The following is a 17,522-nucleotide window of genomic DNA, read 5'->3' as shown; positions in this document are numbered from 1 at the left end:
CGGACCGGTGGTCCGCCGAAAGCGGGGAGAGGGTTAGGGTGAGGGGGCGCGCGGCAGGATTTCTACAAAGATCCTGCAACGCATCCCCCTCACCCCGACCCTCTCCCCGGGGGGGAGAGGGAGAGTGCCACTTAAACCTCGACGTCACTGAATCCGGTCGAGCGCCTTGTAGTACAGCCCGACCAGCGGCAGGAACCAGGGCTTGCCGAAATGGCCGGGGACGGCGGGCCAGGACAGCCCCTTCAGCGGGTTCCGGTCCTCACGGCCCAGGATCGCATCGGCCATGGTCATGCCGAGATGGGTGGACAACTGCGCCCCGTGGCCGGAATAGCCCATGGCGTACCACATGCCGTCGTGATAGCCGGCGCGCGGGTAGCGGTCGCTGGTCATGTCCACCAGTCCACCCCAGCAATAATCGATGTCGATGCTGGCGATCTGCGGGAAAATCCTCGCCAAGCTCGCCCGCAGGATCGCCCCGCTCTTGGCGTCGGACCGCTGGTTCGAGGTGGCCGAGAAGCGCGCCCGGCCGCCGAAGATCAGCCGCCGGTCGGGCGACAGGCGGAAGTAGTTGCCGATGTTCATCGACGTGACGTAGGTGCGGTTGCCGGGCACCACCGACGCGATCTCGCCGTCGCTCAGCGGCCGGGTCGCGACGATGAAGCTGCCGACCGAGATGATGCGGCGGCGGAAATGGCTGAAATTCGGCGTGGTATAGGCGCCGGTGGCGACCAGCACCTCCTTGGCGGTCACCGTGCCGCGCGGCGTGGACAGCGTGTGGCGGTCGCCGGAGCGGGTGATGGCGCCGACCGGCGCGTTCTCGACCAGCACCGCGCCATGCCGCACGGCCGCATCCGCCAGCCCGGTGACGAAGCGGCCCATATGCATCATCGCGCTCTTGCGCGACAGCATCGCGCCGTGGAATGGCGAGCCGACCTCCCCCTTCAGGTCCTCGGCGGTCAGCAGCGCGGTGTCGGGATCGACTTCGCGGTGCACCGCCTCGAAGTTGCGGGCGATGGTGTCGAAATGGGCGGGCTTCGAGGCCAGCTTCAGCTTGCCGGCACGGCGGAAATTGCAGTCGATCCCCTCTTCGGCGATCACCGCCTCCAGCGTGTCGATCGACTGGTCGAAGGCGCGGTAGAGCGCGATGGCGCGCTCCGTCCCCAAGGCGGTCTTGGCGGCGATGAAGCTGTGCGCCAGACCGTTGTTGAGGTGCCCGCCGTTGCGCCCCGACGCACCGCCGCCGATGCGGTCCGCCTCCAGCACGATCACCCGCGCCCCGGCCTTGGCAAGCTGGCGGGCGGCACCCAGGCCGGTGAACCCCCCTCCGACGATGGCGACGTCATACTGGCCCTCTGCAACGCCCTCTGCCCCGCCCCTGAAGGCGGGAGCGGTGTCGTGCCAGTAGGAGACGAATTTCATGACCTGGGTCCTTCTCATTGCAGCCTGAACCGTGAAATGCGCCCCTTACAGCCCGACCACGCCGGGCAGGCCGGAGATGTCGCGAATCTCCGTATAGCCGTAATACGGGTTGGCCGGTTCGTGGCCGCGGTTGACCCACACCTTGTTGCGGATCCCCAGGTCGTGGGCCGACATCAGGTCGTAGCGGAAGGAGGAGGAGCAGTGCAGGATGTCCTCCGGCCCGCAGCCGAGCATGTCGAACATGTATTCGAACGCCTGGAAGCGCGGCTTGTAGGCCTGCGCCTGCTCGGCGGTGTAGACGGCGTGGAAGGGTGCGCCCAGCTTCGCCACGTTCGACGGGATCTGGTCGTTCATGGCGTTGGACAGGATGACCAGCGGGATTTCCTTGGCGACCCTGGCAAGCCCGGCCGGCACGTCCGCATGCGGCCCCCAGGTGGGAACCCGCTCATAGACCATGCGCGCATCCTCGTCGCGGAAGACGACGTTGTTGCGCTTGCAGGTGCGCTCCAGCGAATTGTGCACGACCTCGGCGTAGGGCTTCCAGGCGCCCATGATCTCGTCGAGACGGTAGGCGGCGAAGTTCTTGATGAACTCCGTCATCCGCGCCTCGTCGAGGATCGATCCGTACAGATCGCGCGCGGCTTCGGCCATCTGAAAATTGATCAGCGTGCCGTGGCAATCGAAAGTGACGTATTTCGGCCGAAACTGGCTCATGGCTGCTTCCTCGGGATGGGGGCGGTGGGAGAGGATTGGGGCGCGATCGGCCCTGCCCCACGATCCTAGCCCCGCCGTGATACCGGGCCTGACCGAATTGCCCGGCGCGAAAGCACAAAGTTCCGTTTCCGTCTCGGCACTCAGCATTTGGTTGGGAGGGGAAGGGCGCTGGCGCTCGTCGAACGGGGTACGGGCGCCCCATGCGCGGGACCGGCGGCCCCCGCCACGGCATAAGATGCGGCCAGCCGCCGAAGCAAAGGTGAAAGATATCGCGGCAGGCGTCGCCTTCGGACAAACGTCCGGGAGCAGTGCGCCCACTCTTGGGTCAGAGGGTGAAAGGACTGCCCATGAGCAAGAATACGGTTCCCAAGAGAACGGTTCACTATCCGGCTTTCGAGCCCAGATTTCTCAAGGACGCGCTCGCCCTGTCGCGGCAGGCGCAATGGCCGCACCGTCTGGAAGATTGGTCCCTGGCTCTCGCGCTCAGCCAGGGGCTGGTCGCCGTGGACGCCGAGACGTCGCAGGTGGTCGGCACGGTGCTGATGACGCCCTATGGCGAGGATGCGGCCACCATCAACATGGTCATCGTCGATGAAAGCTGGCGCGGGCAGGGCCTTGGCCGCCGCCTGATGGACGAAGCCATGGCGCTGGCCGGAGACCGCCCCCTGCGCCTCGTCGCCACGACGGACGGTTTGCCGCTCTATGAAAAGCTGGGGTTCCGCGAGGTCGGCACCGTCCTTCAGCACCAGGGGGAGGCCGGACCGATGTCGTTGGTCGCGGCGGAAGACGTTGCCCCGGCCGGCACCGGCGACCGCACCGCCATCGCCGCCTTGGACCGGCAGGCCTTCGGTGCCGACCGCGGCCTGCTGCTGGAGCGCTTCGCCGAGGTTGGATCCTTCACGCTGCTGCGCAGGAACGGCGCACCCGTCGGCTTCGCGGCGCTGCGCGATTTCGGCCGCGGACAGGTCATCGGCCCGGTGGTCGCCCCCGATGCGGAGGGCGCCAAGGCCCTGATCGGCCCGATCATTGCCGCAAATCCAGGGAAATTCCTGCGGGTGGACACCACCGCCGATACCGGCCTGGGACCATGGCTGGCCGATTGCGGCCTGCGCCACGTCGGCGGCGGCATCGCCATGCGCCGCCCTGCCCTGGCTGAAGCCCCCCCATCGACCGCTCCCATTTCGACTTTCGCGCTCGCCAGCCAGGCACTCGGCTGATCCGGAGAAGACCATGCTCAGCAATTCCCTGATCGAACTCGACCGTGCCCATCTGGTGCATCCCGTCGCCTCCTACCGCGGCCATGAGAAGGCGGGGGTCCGGGTGATCGCCTCCGGTTCAGGAGCAACCCTCACCGACACGTCCGGCCACCGGCTGGTGGATGGCTTCGCCGGCCTGTGGTGCGTCAATGCCGGCTATGGGCAGCAGCGCCTCGTCGATGCCGCCACCCGCCAGATGCAGGTGCTTCCCTACGCCACCGGCTATTTCGGGCTTGGCAGCGAGCCGGCGATCCGGCTGGCGGCCGAACTCGCCGAACGCGCGCCCGGCGACCTCAACCACGTCTTCTTCACGCTCGGCGGGTCGGACGCGGTGGACAGCACCATCCGCTTCATCCGCTACTACTGGCAGGCCAAGGGCCAGCCGCAACGCGACCAGTTCATCTCGATCGAGCAGGGCTATCACGGCTCCTCCACCGTCGGTGCCGGGCTGACCGCCCTGCCCGCCTTCCATGCCGGCTTTGGCGTGCCGTTCGACTGGCAGCACAAGATTCCGTCGCATTACGCCTACCGCAACCCGGTGGGCGGCGATGCCGACGCGATCATCGCCGCCTCTCTGGCCGCCCTCGACGCCAAGATCGCCGAGATCGGCGGGCCGGAGCGGGTCGCCGCCTTCTATGCCGAACCGATCCAGGGCTCGGGGGGCGTGCTGGTGCCGCCCGACGGCTGGATGAAGGCGATGTGCGACCGCTGCCGCAGCCTCGGCATCCTGTTCGTCGCCGACGAGGTCATCACCGGCTTCGGCCGCACCGGCCCGCTGTTCGCCTGCAGCGACGACGGCGTGGTCCCCGACCTGATGACCACGGCCAAGGGCCTGACCTCCGGTTACGTGCCGATGGGTGCGGTCTTCCTGTCCGACGCGGTTTATTCCACCATCGCAGATGCCGCCGGCAACGCCGCGGTCGGCCATGGCTATACCTACTCCGCCCACCCCGTGAGTGCCGCGGTGGGGCTGGAGGCGTTGCGGCTGTACGAGGACGGCCTGCTCGCCAACGGCGTGAAGGCCGGCGCGCGGCTGATGGCCGGGCTGCATGCCCTGCGCGACCATCCGCTGGTCGGCGACGTGCGCGGACGCGGCATGCTGGCCGCCATCGAATTGGTGGTGGACAAAGACCGCAAGACTCCGCTGCCCGCCGCCGCCGAACCGTCCCGCCGGATTTTCGACCGGGCCTGGACCAACGGTCTGGTGATCCGCGCCTTCGCGAACGGCGTCCTGGGCTATGCCCCGCCGCTCTGCTGCACCGATGACGACATCGACGCGATCCTGGAGCGCACGGCCCGCACTCTCGACCAGACGCTGGAGGATCCCGACATCCGCCGGGCTATGCGATAGGCGAGAAAGGGGCAGTCCGCGGAAGAATCTGCGAATACCCCCGTATCCAGCATTTTCTGCTGTCCGGCATCGATATTCAGAGACCCGCGTCAAGCCCATGGACCACACTGGATGGGAAGAAGACCGGGTCTCTAGGCCATCTCCAGAGGGGCCAGCTCCGGAGGGGCCACCTCCGGAGGGGCCACCTCCGGAGGGGCCACCTCCAGAAGAACCCCGGCGGACGATGCTGCCGAACCTGAAACGCCCCGCCGAACCGAAACGGTTCCCCGCGGTCCTTGATGAGGAGTTGGTGCGTTGCCCAAAACCCTGCCCAAGAGCCTGCAGAGCTTCAAATATCTGACCTTCGACGTCGTCGGCACCCTGATCGACTTCGAATCCGGCATCAAGGACTGCCTGGCCGAGATCGCGGCGGAGGCCGGCACCACGGTGGACGGCGAGGCGGCGCTGACCCTCTACCGCGAAGCGCGCTATACCGACGCCACCGGCCTGTTCCCCGACGATCTGGTGCGCGTCTATTCGGTCATCGCGCCGAAGCTGGGACTGCCCGCCGGCACGCAATACGGCGAACGCCTGCGGGATTCCGCGGCGTCCTGGACCGGCTTCCCCGACAGCAGGGACGCCATGGCGCGTCTGGCCAAGCGGTACAAGCTGATTGCGATGACCAACGCGCGGCGCTGGGCCTTCACCCATTTCTCGCGCGAACTGGGCGAGCCGTTCTTTGCCGGCTTCACCGCCGACGACACCGGCGTCGAGAAGCCCGACCCCGCCTTTTTCCAGCAGGTGTTCGAGTTCGTCGAGCGCGACGGCGGCAGCAAGGACGACATTCTGCACGTCGCCCAGAGCCAGTATCACGACATCGGCGTTTCCCGGCGCCTTGGCCTGACCAACTGCTGGATTCAGCGGCGGCACGCACAGAAAGGCTATGGCGGGACCATCGAACCCGCCGAGTTCACCGAACCGGATTTCCACTTCCGCTCGATGGCGGAACTGGCAGACGCCGTCGACGCCGCGGCAGCAGAGCCGAAGACGGCCTCCGCGTAACCGGACCAAACCGGAACGCGCCAAAAAGAAACGAACAAAACAAACCCGAACAGAGTGAGGCTGACATGAGCAAGACGCCTGAAACCTGGACGCCCAAAGCCTGGACTGGGGCCGACGACAGCATGGTCGAAAGCGCCATCCGGCGCGGGGCCAACCGCCGCGACCTGATGAAGATGCTTCTGGCGGGCGGGGTGTCACTTGCCGCCGCCGACCTTGTTCTGGGCCGCGCCACCATGGCGCTGGCCGCTACGCCGGTGAAGGGCGGTGCGCTGAAGGCCGCCGGCTGGTCGGCCTCGACCGCCGACACGCTCGATCCCGCCAAGGCGTCGCTGTCCACCGACTATGTCCGCTGCTGCGCCTTCTACAACCGCCTGACCACACTCGATCAGAACGGCATCCCGCAGATGGAGCTGGCCGAGAGCGTGGAATCGGGAGATGCCAAGACCTGGACGGTCAAGCTGCGCAAGGGCGTCACCTTCCACGACGGCAAGTCGCTGACGGCCGACGACGTGGTGTATTCGCTGAAGCGCCACCTCGATCCGGCCGTCGGCTCCAAGGTCGCGAAGATCGCCGCGCAGATGACGGGGTTCAAGGCGGTCGACAAGACCACCGTCGAGATCACGCTGGCCAGCCCCAACGCCGACCTGCCGACCATCCTGGCCACCCATCACTTCATGATCGTGGCCGATGGCACCACCGACTTCTCCAAGGGCAACGGCACCGGCGCCTTCACCTGCAAGAGCTTCGAGCCGGGCGTGCGCTCCGTCGGCCTGCGCAACCAGAATTATTGGAAGGGCGGGCCGAACGTCGACTCCTTCGAGTTCTTCGCGATCAGCGACGACAACGCCCGCGTCAACGCGCTGCTGTCCGGCGACATCCATCTCGCCGCCTCGATCAACCCGCGTTCCACGCGGCTGGTCGACGGGCAGAAGGGCTTCGTTTTGTCGAAGACCACTTCGGGCAACTACACCAACCTCAACATCCGCCTGGACATGGAACCGGGCTCCCGCAAGGATTTCGTCGACGGGATGAAACATCTCGTCAACCGCCAGCAGATCGTCAAATCCGCCCTGCGCGGCTTCGGCGAGGTGGGCAACGACCAGCCGGTCTCCCCGGTCAACCCGTATCATAACGCGGCGCTGAAACCGAAGGCGTACGACCCGGAAAAGGCGAAAGCCCTGTTCAAGAAGGCTGGCCTGCTGGGACAATCCATCCCGGTGATCACGTCGGACGCCGCGTCGTCGGCCATCGACATGGCGATGGTGGTCCAGGCCTCCGCGGCCGAGATCGGCATGAAGCTCGACGTTCAGCGCGTGCCGTCCGACGGATACTGGAGCAACTACTGGCTGAAGGCTCCGGTCCATTTCGGCAACATCAACCCGCGGCCGACGCCGGATATCCTGTTCTCCTTGCTCTACGCCTCCGAAGCGCCGTGGAACGAGAGCAAGTACAAGTCCGAAAAGTTCGACAAGATGATGATCGAAGCGCGCGGCATGCTCGACCAGGCCAAGCGCAAGGAGATCTACAACGAGATGCAGGTGATGATCGCCGAAGAGGCGGGCACCATCATCCCCGCCTACATCTCCAATGTGGACGCCATCACCGACAAGCTGAAGGGCCTCGCTCCCAGCCCGCTGGGCGGCATGATGGGCTACGCGTTTGCCGAATATGTCTGGCTGGCCGCCTGATGCGGTGGAGGGCCGGGACGGTTCGGCCGAGAGGCCGACCGTCCCGGCCCCCGCCCGCCTTATCATCGCCCGGCTCGTTGTCGCCCGTCCCGGTCCCCCCTCCGGGGGCGCCTCATCACGCGGAGGACAGGCATGAAATCACGCGTTCCGTCCCTCATCCTCGGTCGGCTGCTCATCGCGCTGGTCACGCTGACGATCGTGTCCTTCGCCGTGTTCTTCGCCACCACGCTGCTGCCCGGCGACACCGCGACCATCCTGCTGGGTCAGGCGGCGACGCCGGAAGCGATCGCCGGCCTGCGCGCGGCCATGCATCTCGACCAACCGGCCCTGCTGCGCTTCTTCTATTGGATCGGCGGGCTGTTCCAGGGCGATTTCGGCACCTCCTACGCCAACAATGTGCCGGTGGCCACGCTGATCTCCGGCAGGCTGGCCAACACGCTGAAGCTGGCCGGGCTGACCACCCTGGTGTCGGTCCCCTTGGCGCTGACGCTCGGCATCACCGCCGCCATGTGGCGGCGCACGCTGTACGACCGCATCGTCACCGTCGCCACCATCGGCATCATCTCCGTGCCGGAATTTGTGGTGGCGACGCTGGCCGTGCTGGTGTTCGCCGTCTACCTGAAATGGCTGCCCGCCCTGTCCTTCACCTATCAGGTCGACAGCTTCGCCGGGCTGCTGCGGGCCTACGCCATGCCGGTCGTCACCCTGACCTTCGTGGTGTCGGCGCAGATGATCCGCATGAGCCGGGCCGCCGTGATCGAGACGCTGAACACGCCCTATGTCGAAATGGCGCTGCTGAAGGGGGCATCGCGCCCCCGGCTGGTCCTGCGCCACGCCCTGCCCAACGCGCTGGCCCCGATCGCCAACGCGGTGGCGCTGTCGCTGTCCTACCTGCTGGGCGGCGTCATCATCGTCGAGACGATCTTCAACTATCCGGGGATCGCCAAGCTGATGGTGGATGCGGTGTCCACCCGCGACCTGCCGCTGATCCAGTCCTGCGCGATGATCTTCTGCTTCGGGTATCTGCTTCTGATCACCACCGCCGACATCGTCGCCATCCTGTCGAACCCGAGGCTCCGATGAAGACACATTCCTCCACCGGCTCGAGGGCCTCCACCGGCTCGAGGGCCTCCGCCGGCTTCCTCGCGGCGCGGTCCGGCTACCGGATCAATACGGTAGGCCTGGTCAGCGCCACCGTGGTCCTGTTCTGGGCGCTGGTCGCCCTGTTCGCCCCCTACATCGCCCCGCATTCGGCGGGGGAGATGATCGACCTCGATTATTTCGGCCCGATGCGGCCCGGCCTGTGGCTGGGGTCGGATTATCTCGGCCGCGACATGCTGTCCCGCCTCATCTTCGGCGCCCGCTACACCGTCGGCATCTCGCTGGCGGCGGTAGCCATCGCCTGTTTCACCGGCGTCGTGCTCGGCATGACCTCGGCCGTGCTGCGCGGACCGGTGGACATGGTGGTCAGCCGCCTGCTGGACGCCCTGAACTCCATCCCCAGCAAGCTGTTCGGCCTGATGGTGGTGGCGGCGGTCGGGTCGTCCATCCCGGTGCTGATCCTGACCCTGTCGGTCATCTACATCCCCGGCGCCTACCGCTTCAGCCGCGCGCTGGCGGTCAACATCGACACGATGGATTTCATCATGGTCGCCCGCATCCGCGGGGAAAAGCTGCCCTATCTGATCGCGTCGGAGATCCTGCCCAACATCATCGGCCCGGTGCTGGCCGACCTGGGCCTGCGCTTCGTCTTCATCGTGCTGCTGCTGTCGGGCCTGTCCTTCCTGGGGCTGGGCGTTCAGCCGCCCTACGCCGACTGGGGCGCGCTGGTGCGCGAGAACATCGGCGGCCTGCCCTTCGCCGCACCGGCGGTGATCGTGCCGTCGCTGGCCATCGCCACCTTGACCATCAGCGTCAATCTGCTGATCGACAATCTTCCGCAGAAGATCCGGGATCGGAGTGCCTCCTGATGACGAACCTCGTCGAAATCCGCGGCCTGACGGTCGAGGCCACCACCGACTCCGGCCGCTGGTTCCAGATCCTGAAGGGCATCGACCTGCACATCGCCGCCGGGGAAACCGTCGCCTTCATCGGCGAAAGCGGGTCGGGCAAGACCACCGCCGCCATGACGCTGCTGGGATACGCCCGTCCGGGTTGCCGGATTTCCGGCGGCACGGTGCGGGTGGACGGCCATGACATGGTGACTCTGTCGGAAAAGGAACGGGCGGCTCTGCGCGGCACGGTCGTGGCCTATGTGCCGCAGAGCGCCGCCGCCGCCTTCAACCCGGCGGCGACCATCATGGACCAGGTCATCGAGGTGACGCGGATCCACCGCCTGATGCCGCCGGACGAGGCGCGCCGCCGGGCGGTCGACCTGTTCCGCGCCCTGTCGCTGCCCGATCCGGACGGCATCGGCGACCGCTATCCGCACCAGGTGTCGGGCGGGCAGCTTCAGCGGCTGGCCGCGGCGATGGCCCTGATCGGCGATCCCAAGGTGGTGATCTTCGACGAGCCGACCACCGCGCTCGACGTCACCACCCAGGTCGAGGTGCTGCGCGCCTTCAAGGCGGTGACCGCGAAGCGCCGGATCGCCTGTGTCTATGTGTCCCACGATCTGGCCGTGGTCGCCCAGATCGCCGACCGCATCATGGTGCTGCGGCAGGGGGCGGTGCAGGAAATCGGAAGCGTCGACGACATCCTGACGCGCCCGACCCACCCCTACACGAAGGAGTTGCTGCACGCCTTCCACCCCGACACCGGCGGCCGGGTTGCGGCGGCGGAGGCTTTTGCCACCGATTCCGTCCCGCTGCTGGAAATCAACACGCTGAGCGCCGGCTACGGCCCGCCGCAATCGAACGGGCAGCCGCTGGTCCTGGCGGTCAAGGGCGTGAGCCTGCAGGTGAAGCGGGGCACCAACCTCGGCATCATCGGGGAGTCCGGATGCGGGAAATCGACCCTGGCGCGCGCCATCGCCGGCATCCTGCCGGCCAGCAAGGGCGACATCCAGTTCGACGGGCGGGAATTGTGGCACAGCGCCCGCCAGCGCAGCCGCGAGCAGTTGCGCGACCTGCAGATCGTCTTCCAGCACGCCGATACCGCGCTCAACCCGGCCAAGTCGATCGAAGACATCCTCGGCCGCCCCCTGACCTTCTATCACGGCCTGCGCGGCAAGGCCCGCGATGCACGGGTCGATGCGCTGCTGGACATGGTCCACCTGCCGCGCGCCCTGCGCCACCGCCGCCCGGCCGAACTGTCGGGCGGCCAGAAGCAGCGGGTGAATTTCGCCCGCGCGCTCGCCGCCGAACCGAAACTGATCCTGTGCGACGAGATCACCTCGGCCCTCGACACCGTCGTCGCTGCGGCGATCATCGACCTGCTGAAGGAGCTGCAGCGCGAACTTGGGCTGTCCTACATCTTCATCAGCCACGACCTGTCGGTGATCGAGGCGATCTGCGACGAGATCATCGTGATGTATCGCGGACAGACGGTGGAGACCATCATCCCCTCCGCCCGGCAGCAGCCGCAGCACCCCTATTCGAAGCTGCTGTTCTCGTCGGTTCCGAAGCTGGACCCGACCTGGCTCGACACGCTGAACCTCGACGCCGACCGGATGCGGGTGGCGTGACCGGCCGGCCCCCTGCGCGGCCAACCGCCGCGCGGGGGCGACGGTCGCACCGCAAGGCCCTTCACATCTGGAACAGCGTGGTCAGCGGCATGTGGGCGCGGACGATCGGCGATTTCAGCACGACATAGCTGAAATACTTGTCGATGCCGATGTCCATGTCGGTCAGCTTCTCCATGATCTCCTGATACTCGCCGATACCGGACGTGACGAATTTCAGCATGTAGTCATAGCCGCCGGACACAAGATGGCATTCCAGCAGCTGTTCGATCTTCTTGACGGCGGCCAGGAAGCGGGCGAAGTCGACCTGCCGGTGGTTCTTCAGCGTCACCTCGGTGAAGACGGTCAGGGTCTGGCCGAGTTTGCTGACGTTGATCTGGGCCGTATAGCCTTCGATGTAGCCTTCCGCCTGCAGCTTCTTGACCCGCATCAGGCAGGGGCTGGGCGACAGATTCACCAGTTCGGCCAACTCCACGTTGGTGATCCGGCCGTTCTTCTGGAGCTGATGCAGAATCTTGATGTCGATGCGGTCCAGCTTCATGGGGAACCCATCCGGTTCGAGGGCGGGGGAGCGGAAAACGACAGCAGAAAATTCTGCCGGTCCGGCCAAGGCAGCTTAGCACGGACCGCCCGCCTGTCGATCACCGAGTGACTTTCTTTCGGCAGAACAAAGCATCGGCCGCACGGGCATAGACAGAAGATAATGCCGTCGAATCGAACAAAGCAGCGCCCGCCGGTCCGCGCGGCATGGCTAGATGGAGCAACGCCGAATTCGGAGATCCGCCCAGATGCCAGCCCCTTTGCAAACCATCGCGTCCAGCCCGAATCTGCCCAATCAGGCGGATGTCGTCGTGATCGGCGGCGGCATCGTCGGCGTCTGGGCGGCCTACTATCTGGCCCGGCGCGGACTGGCGGTGGCCCTGGTGGAAAAGGGACAGGTCGGGGCGGAACAGTCCAGCCGCAACTGGGGCTGGTGCCGCCAGCAGAACCGCGACGCACGCGAGTTGCCGATGGCGACCAAGAGCCTGGACCTGTGGGAGCGCTTCGCCGCCGAGGCCGGCGAGGACACCGGCTTCACCCGCTGCGGCCTGCTCTATCTCAGCAACGACGACCAGGAGCTGGCGGGCTGGGCCCGCTGGCGCGATTTCGCCCGGACGGTCGGCGTCACCACCCACATGCTGACCGGCGCCGAAGCCGCCGAGCGTGGGCAGGCCACGGGACGCCCCTGGAAGGGCGGCGTCTTCTCGCCGTCGGACGGCATTGCCGATCCGGCCCGTGCCGCACCCGCCGTGGCGCGGGCGATCATGAAGCTGGGCGGCACGGTGCATCAGGGCTGCGCCGCGCGCGGGCTGGAAACCAGCGGCGGGCGGGTCAGCGGCGTCGTCACCGAAAAGGGCACGATCCGCACGAAAATGGTGGTCCTGGCCGGCGGAGCCTGGGCCTCCTCCTTCTGCCATCAGATCGGCGTGCGTTTCCCGCTCGCCTCGATCCGGTCCTCGATCCTGTCGGTCGGCCCCAGCCCGGCCGGGCTGCCCGACGCCCTGCACACCGCCGCCGTGTCGATCACCCGGCGCGGCGACGGCGGCCACACGCTGGCGATCAGCGGGCGCGGACGCGTCGATCCGACCCTTCAGCAGGCCCGCTTCGCCCCGCAATTCATGCCGATGTTCAAGCGGCGCTGGCGCAGTCTGATGCCCGGCGGGCTGGAGGGGATGCGCTCCGGCCACGAGACGCTGCGACGCTGGCGGCTCGACCGTCCGACCCCGATGGAGCGGATGCGGGTGCTCGACCCCACCCCGGACCGCAGCACCATCCGCCTCACCCACGAACGGGCCATGGCCCTGCTGCCCGGCCTGAAGGGCGCGCCGATCACCGCCGCCTGGGGCGGTTACATCGACAGCACGCCCGACGGCGTTCCCGCCATCGGCGAAGTCGGCAGCCTGCCCGGCCTGATCCTGGCCGCCGGTTTCAGCGGCCACGGCTTCGGCATCGGCCCCGGCGCAGGGCACCTGATCGCCGACCTCATCACCGATCAGCCGCCGATCGTCGATCCCAAGCCCTATCACCCCGACCGCTTCGCCGGCTTTTCCGCCGGAAAGGTCGCCGATTTCTGACCGGGATGCGGGACCGTCCGGCCAAAAGCTTCAGTTGCCGCCGGGTTCCAGGGCGCGGGCGGCCCGGCGCAGGCACTCGCGCATCAGGTCGTGGCTGCCCGACAGCGGGCGCTCCTTGCTGGTCAGGATGGCGATGGGCACGCGGATGCCGGGACGGAAGGGCCGCTGGACGATGCCGGAGAACTGGTTCCACGGCAAAAGCCCATCGACGACCGCCACGCCGATCCCCTCCCGCACGAAGGGCAGCGCGGTGATCGACAGGTCGATCTCCACCGCCGGGGCATAGACGCCGCCTTCGGCCTCCAGCGCCCCGGCCAGGAGCCGGCCAGGCAACGTGTCCACGCGGTATGAGATCAGCGTCTCCTCCGCCAGTTCGGCAAAACCGACCTGGGCGTGTCCGGCGAGCCGATGCCCCTCGGGCATGAGACAGACCAGTTCGGCATGCCCGACGGTTTCGACATCGAGATCGGGGTGGGGCATGTCGTTCATCGCCACCCCCAGCAGAACGTCGCCGCTGCGCAGCATGTCCCGGATGTTGGCGATCGGGGCAACCAGCGACCGCACGACGATGTCCGGATGCGCCGCACGGAAGGCGCTCAGCGCCTTGGGAACGATGGACATGGATGGCGGGGCCGAAGCGGCGAGACGGACGAGGCCGGTGCGGCCATGGCGCATGTCGACCGTGCGCCGGCGCAAGGCGCCGAGTTCGGAGAAGATGCGCTCTGCCTCCGGATAGAGCTCGTTGGCTTCCTGCGTCGGCACCAGACGCCCGCGCACCCGATCGAACAGCTTGAACCCCAACTGATCTTCGGCATGCAGCAGAATCTGGCTCAAGGCCGGCTGTGAAATGTTCAGCATCGCCGCCGCCCCGGTCACCGTTCCACAGCGCATCAGCATGCAGAAGACTTCCAATTGACGGGCTTGCATTCACGATTCCAGGCGCTGGCGGAGAGGAGGGGGACCCGGCACGGCCGGACCACGACTATAGCGACCGGCGAGCCCGAGGGTCGAGAAGCAACAGCAAGGCGGCCAAGCCAACGAGCGGCAAGACCGTCCGGCCGCCACGCCCCGGCTGTAAACAAATTCCGGAGGTCTTAGAAAAAAGCATCGTGAACACAGGTTGGCACCGTGTTTTCGCCACCTCTATGCCAAAGGGTCGATGAGGATAGCGCAGGCTGCGCTCTGTCGCGCGATGCGTTACATTTGGGCGACCGTGTGTTCCGGTCAGGATCGATGTCTGCAGAATTACCTCCGTCCACTGTTCCTCCGCCCCATCCCGGTGCCGTTTTGCGCAACCGCGTGTTGCCCGAGCTTCGGCTGACGGTGACCCAGGCCGCCCAGGAACTGGCGATTGCACGCCAGACGCTCCACCGCGTGCTTGCAGGCACGGCCGCCGTCACGCCCGAGATGGCTGCCCGGCTGGCCCGGCTCTGCGGCATATCCGCCCATTTCTGGCTCGACCTTCAACTGGCGCATGACCTTTGGCATGCGCAGCGTGCCCTTGCCGATACCTTGGACCGCATTCCGGCGCATGCGCTGCCCGACACCCTCAAGACGGATATCCTGGCCCGCCATGCCCGCCCCCTCTGAACTGCCGCGCAAGGCGCGAACCGGCGTTACCGGCCTTGACGACATCCTCGCCGGCGGTCTCACCCGCGACCGTGTCTTCCTGCTCGAGGGCAGCCCCGGCACCGGCAAGACCACCATTGCCCTGCAGTTCCTGCTGGACGGCGCGGCGGCCGGCGAAACCGGCCTTTACATCACCCTGTCGGAGACTGAAGGCGAACTTCGCAGCGCCGCGGCGACGCATGGCTGGACGCTCGGCGAGGAGATCACGGTGTTCGAACTGGTTCCGCCGGAGAGCCTGCTCGACGAGGCGCACCAGCAGAGCCTGCTCTACTCCTCCGACCTCGAGCTCGGCGAGACGACCAAGCTGATGTTCGACGCGATCGGGCGGAGCAAGCCGATGCGGATCGTTCTCGACAGCCTGTCGGAGATCCGCCTGCTGGCCCAGAGCTCGCTGCGATACCGGCGCCAGATCCTCGCCCTCAAGCATTATTTCGCCCGCCACGGCGCCACCGTGCTGCTGCTCGACGACCTGACCACCGACACCATGGACAAGACGGTCCACAGCATCGCTCACGGCGTGATCCGTCTGGAGATGCTGACGCCGGCCTACGGCGCCGAGCGGCGGCGCTTGCGGGTGCTGAAATACCGGGGGCAGGCCTATCGCGGCGGCTACCACGATTGCACGATCACCACCGGCGGCTTCAAGGTGTTCCCCCGGCTGATCGCCGCCGAGCATCGAACCGGCTTCGCCGGAGAGCGGGTGGCCAGCGGGATCGCCGAACTCGACACGCTGCTGGGCGGCGGCATGGAGCGCGGGTCGAGCACCCTGATCATCGGCCCGGCGGGGACCGGAAAGTCGCTGCTGACGCTTCAGTTCACGGTGGCGGCCATCGCACGGGGAGAGCGGGCGGCGCTGTTCGTCTTCGACGAGGAGCTTGGCCTGCTGTTCGCCCGGACCAGGGCGATGGGCTTCGACCTCGAAGCCATGCGGGATCGCGGCAGCCTGATCATCGAGCAGGTGGATGCGGCGGAACTTGCGCCCGGCGAGTTCACCTACCGGGTCCGCGCCTGCGTCGACGACCATCAGATCCGCACCGTGGTGATCGACAGCCTCAACGGCTATCAGGCGGCGATGCCGGAAGAGCAGCTTCTGGTCCTGCATCTTCACGAACTGCTTCTGTACCTGAACCGCCAGGGCGTGACGACCTTCCTCACCATCGCGCAGCATGGCCTGATCGGAGACATGCAGGCCCCCGTCGACGTCACCTATCTGGCCGATACCGTCGTGCTGCTGCGCTATTTCGAGGCGCTGGGCCGGGTCCGGCGGGCGATTTCGGTGATCAAGAAGCGCGCCGGTCCGCACGAGGACACGATCCGCGAGTACCGCATCAACGACAAGGGCATCGCCGTAGGTCCGCCCTTGGACGAGTTCCAGGGGGTGCTGCGCGGTGTGCCGGTCTATGTCGGCCAAGGCGGCTTTCTGCTGAAGGACGATCCGATTTGAGCCTGCCCGCGGTCATGGAGCGCGCACTGATCCTGGCGCCGCATGGACGGGATGCCGCCGTCGCTTCGGCCTTGCTGGGCGAGGCCGGGATCGCGGCGCACGCCTGTCCCGACCTGCCGGCACTCTGCGCCGCACTGGAGGACGGGGCCGGACTGCTCATCCTTGTGGAGGAGGCGGTGCGCACCGCCGATCTCCAGGGTCTTGTCGCCTGGATCGGCGCCCAGCCTCCCTGGTCGGACCTTCCCGTCATTCTGCTGACCTTGCGCGGCGACGGTGCCGAACGCACGCCCGAGGCGGCGCGGCTGACCGAGCTGCTCGGCAACGTCACCTTCGTGGAGCGCCCTTTCCACCCGACGACCCTGATCAGCGTCGTGCGGACCTGCCTGCGCGGCAGGCGCAGGCAGTACGAGGCGCGGGCGAGGCTCGCGGAGCGCGAGCGTCTCCTGGCGGAGCTCGCCGACGAACGGGCGCGCTTCGAAACGCTGGTGGAACACCTGCCAGTGGCAGTGAATCTGATGGACCTGAACGGCCGGACCATTCTGTCCAATCCGGCATTCCGGCGCTTCTTCCCGGATTCCGTCATCCCGTCCCAGCGGCCGGACGGCGAGGAGAGCTGGATCGGCTACGATGAGCAGGGCCGCCGCCTGGCCCGGGATCAGTATGTCGCGATGAGAGCCCTGCGCGGTGAGACCGTCAGCGGCATCGAGTTCATCTATCATCCAGCCGGCGGCCAGCCGGTCTGGACCCGCGTCAGCGGTGTGCCCGTGCAGGACTCCACCGGCAAGACAACCGGTGCGCTCGCCGTCATCGTCGATATCAGCGACCAGAAGGCGGCGCAGGAAGCGCTGCAGCGCCTTACCGCGACGCTCGAGACCAAGGTGCAGGAACGCACCCGGGAACTGGCGGCGACGCTCGACCAGCTGCGCGACGAGATCCGCGACCGCGAACGCGCCGAAGAGCAGCTGCGCCAGACGCAGAAGCTGGAGACCCTCGGCCAGCTCACCGGCGGCGTGGCGCACGACTTCAACAATCTGCTGACGGTGGTGCTGGGCAATATCGACATGCTGGCCCGCAAGCAGGAGGAGGAGCCCCGCCGCGCCCGGCGGATCGACGCCATCCGGCAGGCGGCCGAGCGGGGCCGGGACCTGACGCGGCAGCTCCTGGCGTTCTCGAGGCGCCAGCACCTGTCGCCGGTGACGCTGGACGTGAACGCCCTGATCCACGACTTCGCGCCGCTGATGCGC

At 67.2% G+C, this 17,522-nt stretch carries 15 protein-coding genes; 11 read left to right on the top strand and 4 right to left on the bottom strand.

Going from position 1 to position 17,522, the window contains the following annotated elements:
- Positions 1-144: 144 nt before the first annotated feature.
- Together VD964_RS09160 and VD964_RS09155 are read right to left on the bottom strand one after the other, a co-directional pair.
- Positions 145-1,419 (bottom strand): FAD-binding oxidoreductase, encoded by a 1,275-nt coding sequence (locus VD964_RS09160; RefSeq protein WP_324867789.1) that lies wholly within the window; start codon positions 1,417-1,419, stop codon positions 145-147.
- A 45-nt stretch (positions 1,420-1,464) separates the two neighbouring features.
- Positions 1,465-2,133, bottom strand: coding sequence for a haloacid dehalogenase type II (locus VD964_RS09155; RefSeq protein WP_324867787.1), 669 nt, complete (start codon positions 2,131-2,133; stop codon positions 1,465-1,467).
- Between the two features lie 347 nt (positions 2,134-2,480).
- Here VD964_RS09155 and VD964_RS09150 point away from each other — a divergent pair, with 347 nt between their 5' ends.
- The 7 genes from VD964_RS09150 (at position 2,481) to VD964_RS09120 (ending at position 11,094) form a co-directional block, all read left to right on the top strand.
- Positions 2,481-3,350 (top strand): GNAT family N-acetyltransferase, encoded by an 870-nt coding sequence (locus VD964_RS09150; RefSeq protein ID WP_324867785.1) that lies wholly within the window; start codon positions 2,481-2,483, stop codon positions 3,348-3,350.
- A 13-nt stretch (positions 3,351-3,363) separates the two neighbouring features.
- On the top strand, positions 3,364-4,740 hold the full coding sequence (locus VD964_RS09145) for an aspartate aminotransferase family protein (RefSeq protein WP_324867783.1): 1,377 nt from the start codon (positions 3,364-3,366) through the stop codon (positions 4,738-4,740).
- Positions 4,741-5,034: 294 nt separating this feature from the next.
- A complete protein-coding gene (locus VD964_RS09140; protein WP_324867781.1) occupies positions 5,035-5,781 on the top strand; it encodes an HAD-IA family hydrolase in 747 nt (248 codons plus the stop codon).
- A 65-nt stretch (positions 5,782-5,846) separates the two neighbouring features.
- Positions 5,847-7,469 carry an ABC transporter substrate-binding protein gene (locus VD964_RS09135; RefSeq protein WP_324867779.1) on the top strand — a complete coding sequence of 541 codons (1,623 nt, stop codon included), beginning with the start codon at positions 5,847-5,849 and terminating at the stop codon, positions 7,467-7,469.
- Positions 7,470-7,601: 132 nt separating this feature from the next.
- Positions 7,602-8,552, top strand: a complete 951-nt coding sequence (locus tag VD964_RS09130; protein ID WP_324867777.1) for an ABC transporter permease — start codon at positions 7,602-7,604, stop codon at positions 8,550-8,552.
- The gene (locus tag VD964_RS09125; RefSeq protein ID WP_324867775.1) at positions 8,549-9,439 is read left to right on the top strand and encodes an ABC transporter permease; all 891 of its coding nucleotides are present in this window, start codon (positions 8,549-8,551) and stop codon (positions 9,437-9,439) included. The genes VD964_RS09130 and VD964_RS09125 overlap by 4 nt, the downstream gene beginning before the upstream one ends.
- Positions 9,439-11,094: an ABC transporter ATP-binding protein gene (locus tag VD964_RS09120; protein ID WP_324867773.1), complete on the top strand. Its 1,656-nt coding sequence runs from the start codon at positions 9,439-9,441 to the stop codon at positions 11,092-11,094. The genes VD964_RS09125 and VD964_RS09120 overlap by 1 nt, the downstream gene beginning before the upstream one ends.
- Positions 11,095-11,155: 61 nt before the next feature.
- On the opposite strand, the gene VD964_RS09115 is transcribed toward VD964_RS09120, so the two are convergent.
- Positions 11,156-11,632: an Lrp/AsnC family transcriptional regulator gene (locus tag VD964_RS09115; protein WP_098734844.1), complete on the bottom strand. Its 477-nt coding sequence runs from the start codon at positions 11,630-11,632 to the stop codon at positions 11,156-11,158.
- A 247-nt stretch (positions 11,633-11,879) separates the two neighbouring features.
- Between VD964_RS09115 and VD964_RS09110 the strand changes: the two genes are divergently transcribed.
- Complete coding sequence (locus tag VD964_RS09110) at positions 11,880-13,205, top strand: FAD-binding oxidoreductase (RefSeq protein ID WP_324867768.1); 1,326 nt, start codon at positions 11,880-11,882, stop codon at positions 13,203-13,205.
- Positions 13,206-13,235: 30 nt separating this feature from the next.
- Here VD964_RS09110 and VD964_RS09105 read toward each other — a convergent pair whose 3' ends face one another.
- Positions 13,236-14,132 (bottom strand): LysR family transcriptional regulator, encoded by an 897-nt coding sequence (locus tag VD964_RS09105; RefSeq protein ID WP_324867766.1) that lies wholly within the window; start codon positions 14,130-14,132, stop codon positions 13,236-13,238.
- A gap of 306 nt (positions 14,133-14,438) precedes the next feature.
- Here VD964_RS09105 and VD964_RS09100 point away from each other — a divergent pair, with 306 nt between their 5' ends.
- The 3 genes from VD964_RS09100 to VD964_RS09090 form a co-directional block, all read left to right on the top strand.
- On the top strand, positions 14,439-14,795 hold the full coding sequence (locus VD964_RS09100; RefSeq protein WP_324867930.1) for a HigA family addiction module antitoxin: 357 nt from the start codon (positions 14,439-14,441) through the stop codon (positions 14,793-14,795).
- Positions 14,779-16,278 carry an ATPase domain-containing protein gene (locus VD964_RS09095; protein WP_324867764.1) on the top strand — a complete coding sequence of 500 codons (1,500 nt, stop codon included), beginning with the start codon at positions 14,779-14,781 and terminating at the stop codon, positions 16,276-16,278. Before VD964_RS09100 ends, VD964_RS09095 begins: the two co-directional genes overlap by 17 nt.
- On the top strand, positions 16,275-17,522 hold a 1,248-nt coding region (locus tag VD964_RS09090), incomplete at its 3' end, for a PAS domain S-box protein (protein ID WP_324867762.1). The genes VD964_RS09095 and VD964_RS09090, both read left to right, overlap by 4 nt.

The sequence above is a fragment of the Azospirillum sp. genome (genome assembly GCF_035628975.1).
Classification (GTDB): domain Bacteria; phylum Pseudomonadota; class Alphaproteobacteria; order Azospirillales; family Azospirillaceae; genus Azospirillum.
This window is presented reverse-complemented; position numbering and strand designations above follow the sequence as displayed.

Coding starts and splice junctions, on each gene's coding strand:
- VD964_RS09150 (WP_324867785.1), top strand. CDS start 2,481: ATGAGCAAGAATACGGTTCCCAAGAGAACGGTTCACTATCCGGCTTTC.
- VD964_RS09110 (WP_324867768.1), top strand. CDS start 11,880: ATGCCAGCCCCTTTGCAAACCATCGCGTCCAGCCCGAATCTGCCCAAT.
- VD964_RS09115 (WP_098734844.1), bottom strand. CDS start 11,632: ATGAAGCTGGACCGCATCGACATCAAGATTCTGCATCAGCTCCAGAAG.
- VD964_RS09100 (WP_324867930.1), top strand. CDS start 14,439: ATGTCTGCAGAATTACCTCCGTCCACTGTTCCTCCGCCCCATCCCGGT.
- VD964_RS09125 (WP_324867775.1), top strand. CDS start 8,549: ATGAAGACACATTCCTCCACCGGCTCGAGGGCCTCCACCGGCTCGAGG.
- VD964_RS09135 (WP_324867779.1), top strand. CDS start 5,847: ATGAGCAAGACGCCTGAAACCTGGACGCCCAAAGCCTGGACTGGGGCC.
- VD964_RS09130 (WP_324867777.1), top strand. CDS start 7,602: ATGAAATCACGCGTTCCGTCCCTCATCCTCGGTCGGCTGCTCATCGCG.
- VD964_RS09160 (WP_324867789.1), bottom strand. CDS start 1,419: ATGAAATTCGTCTCCTACTGGCACGACACCGCTCCCGCCTTCAGGGGC.
- VD964_RS09120 (WP_324867773.1), top strand. CDS start 9,439: ATGACGAACCTCGTCGAAATCCGCGGCCTGACGGTCGAGGCCACCACC.
- VD964_RS09155 (WP_324867787.1), bottom strand. CDS start 2,133: ATGAGCCAGTTTCGGCCGAAATACGTCACTTTCGATTGCCACGGCACG.
- VD964_RS09145 (WP_324867783.1), top strand. CDS start 3,364: ATGCTCAGCAATTCCCTGATCGAACTCGACCGTGCCCATCTGGTGCAT.
- VD964_RS09095 (WP_324867764.1), top strand. CDS start 14,779: ATGCCCGCCCCCTCTGAACTGCCGCGCAAGGCGCGAACCGGCGTTACC.
- VD964_RS09105 (WP_324867766.1), bottom strand. CDS start 14,132: ATGCAAGCCCGTCAATTGGAAGTCTTCTGCATGCTGATGCGCTGTGGA.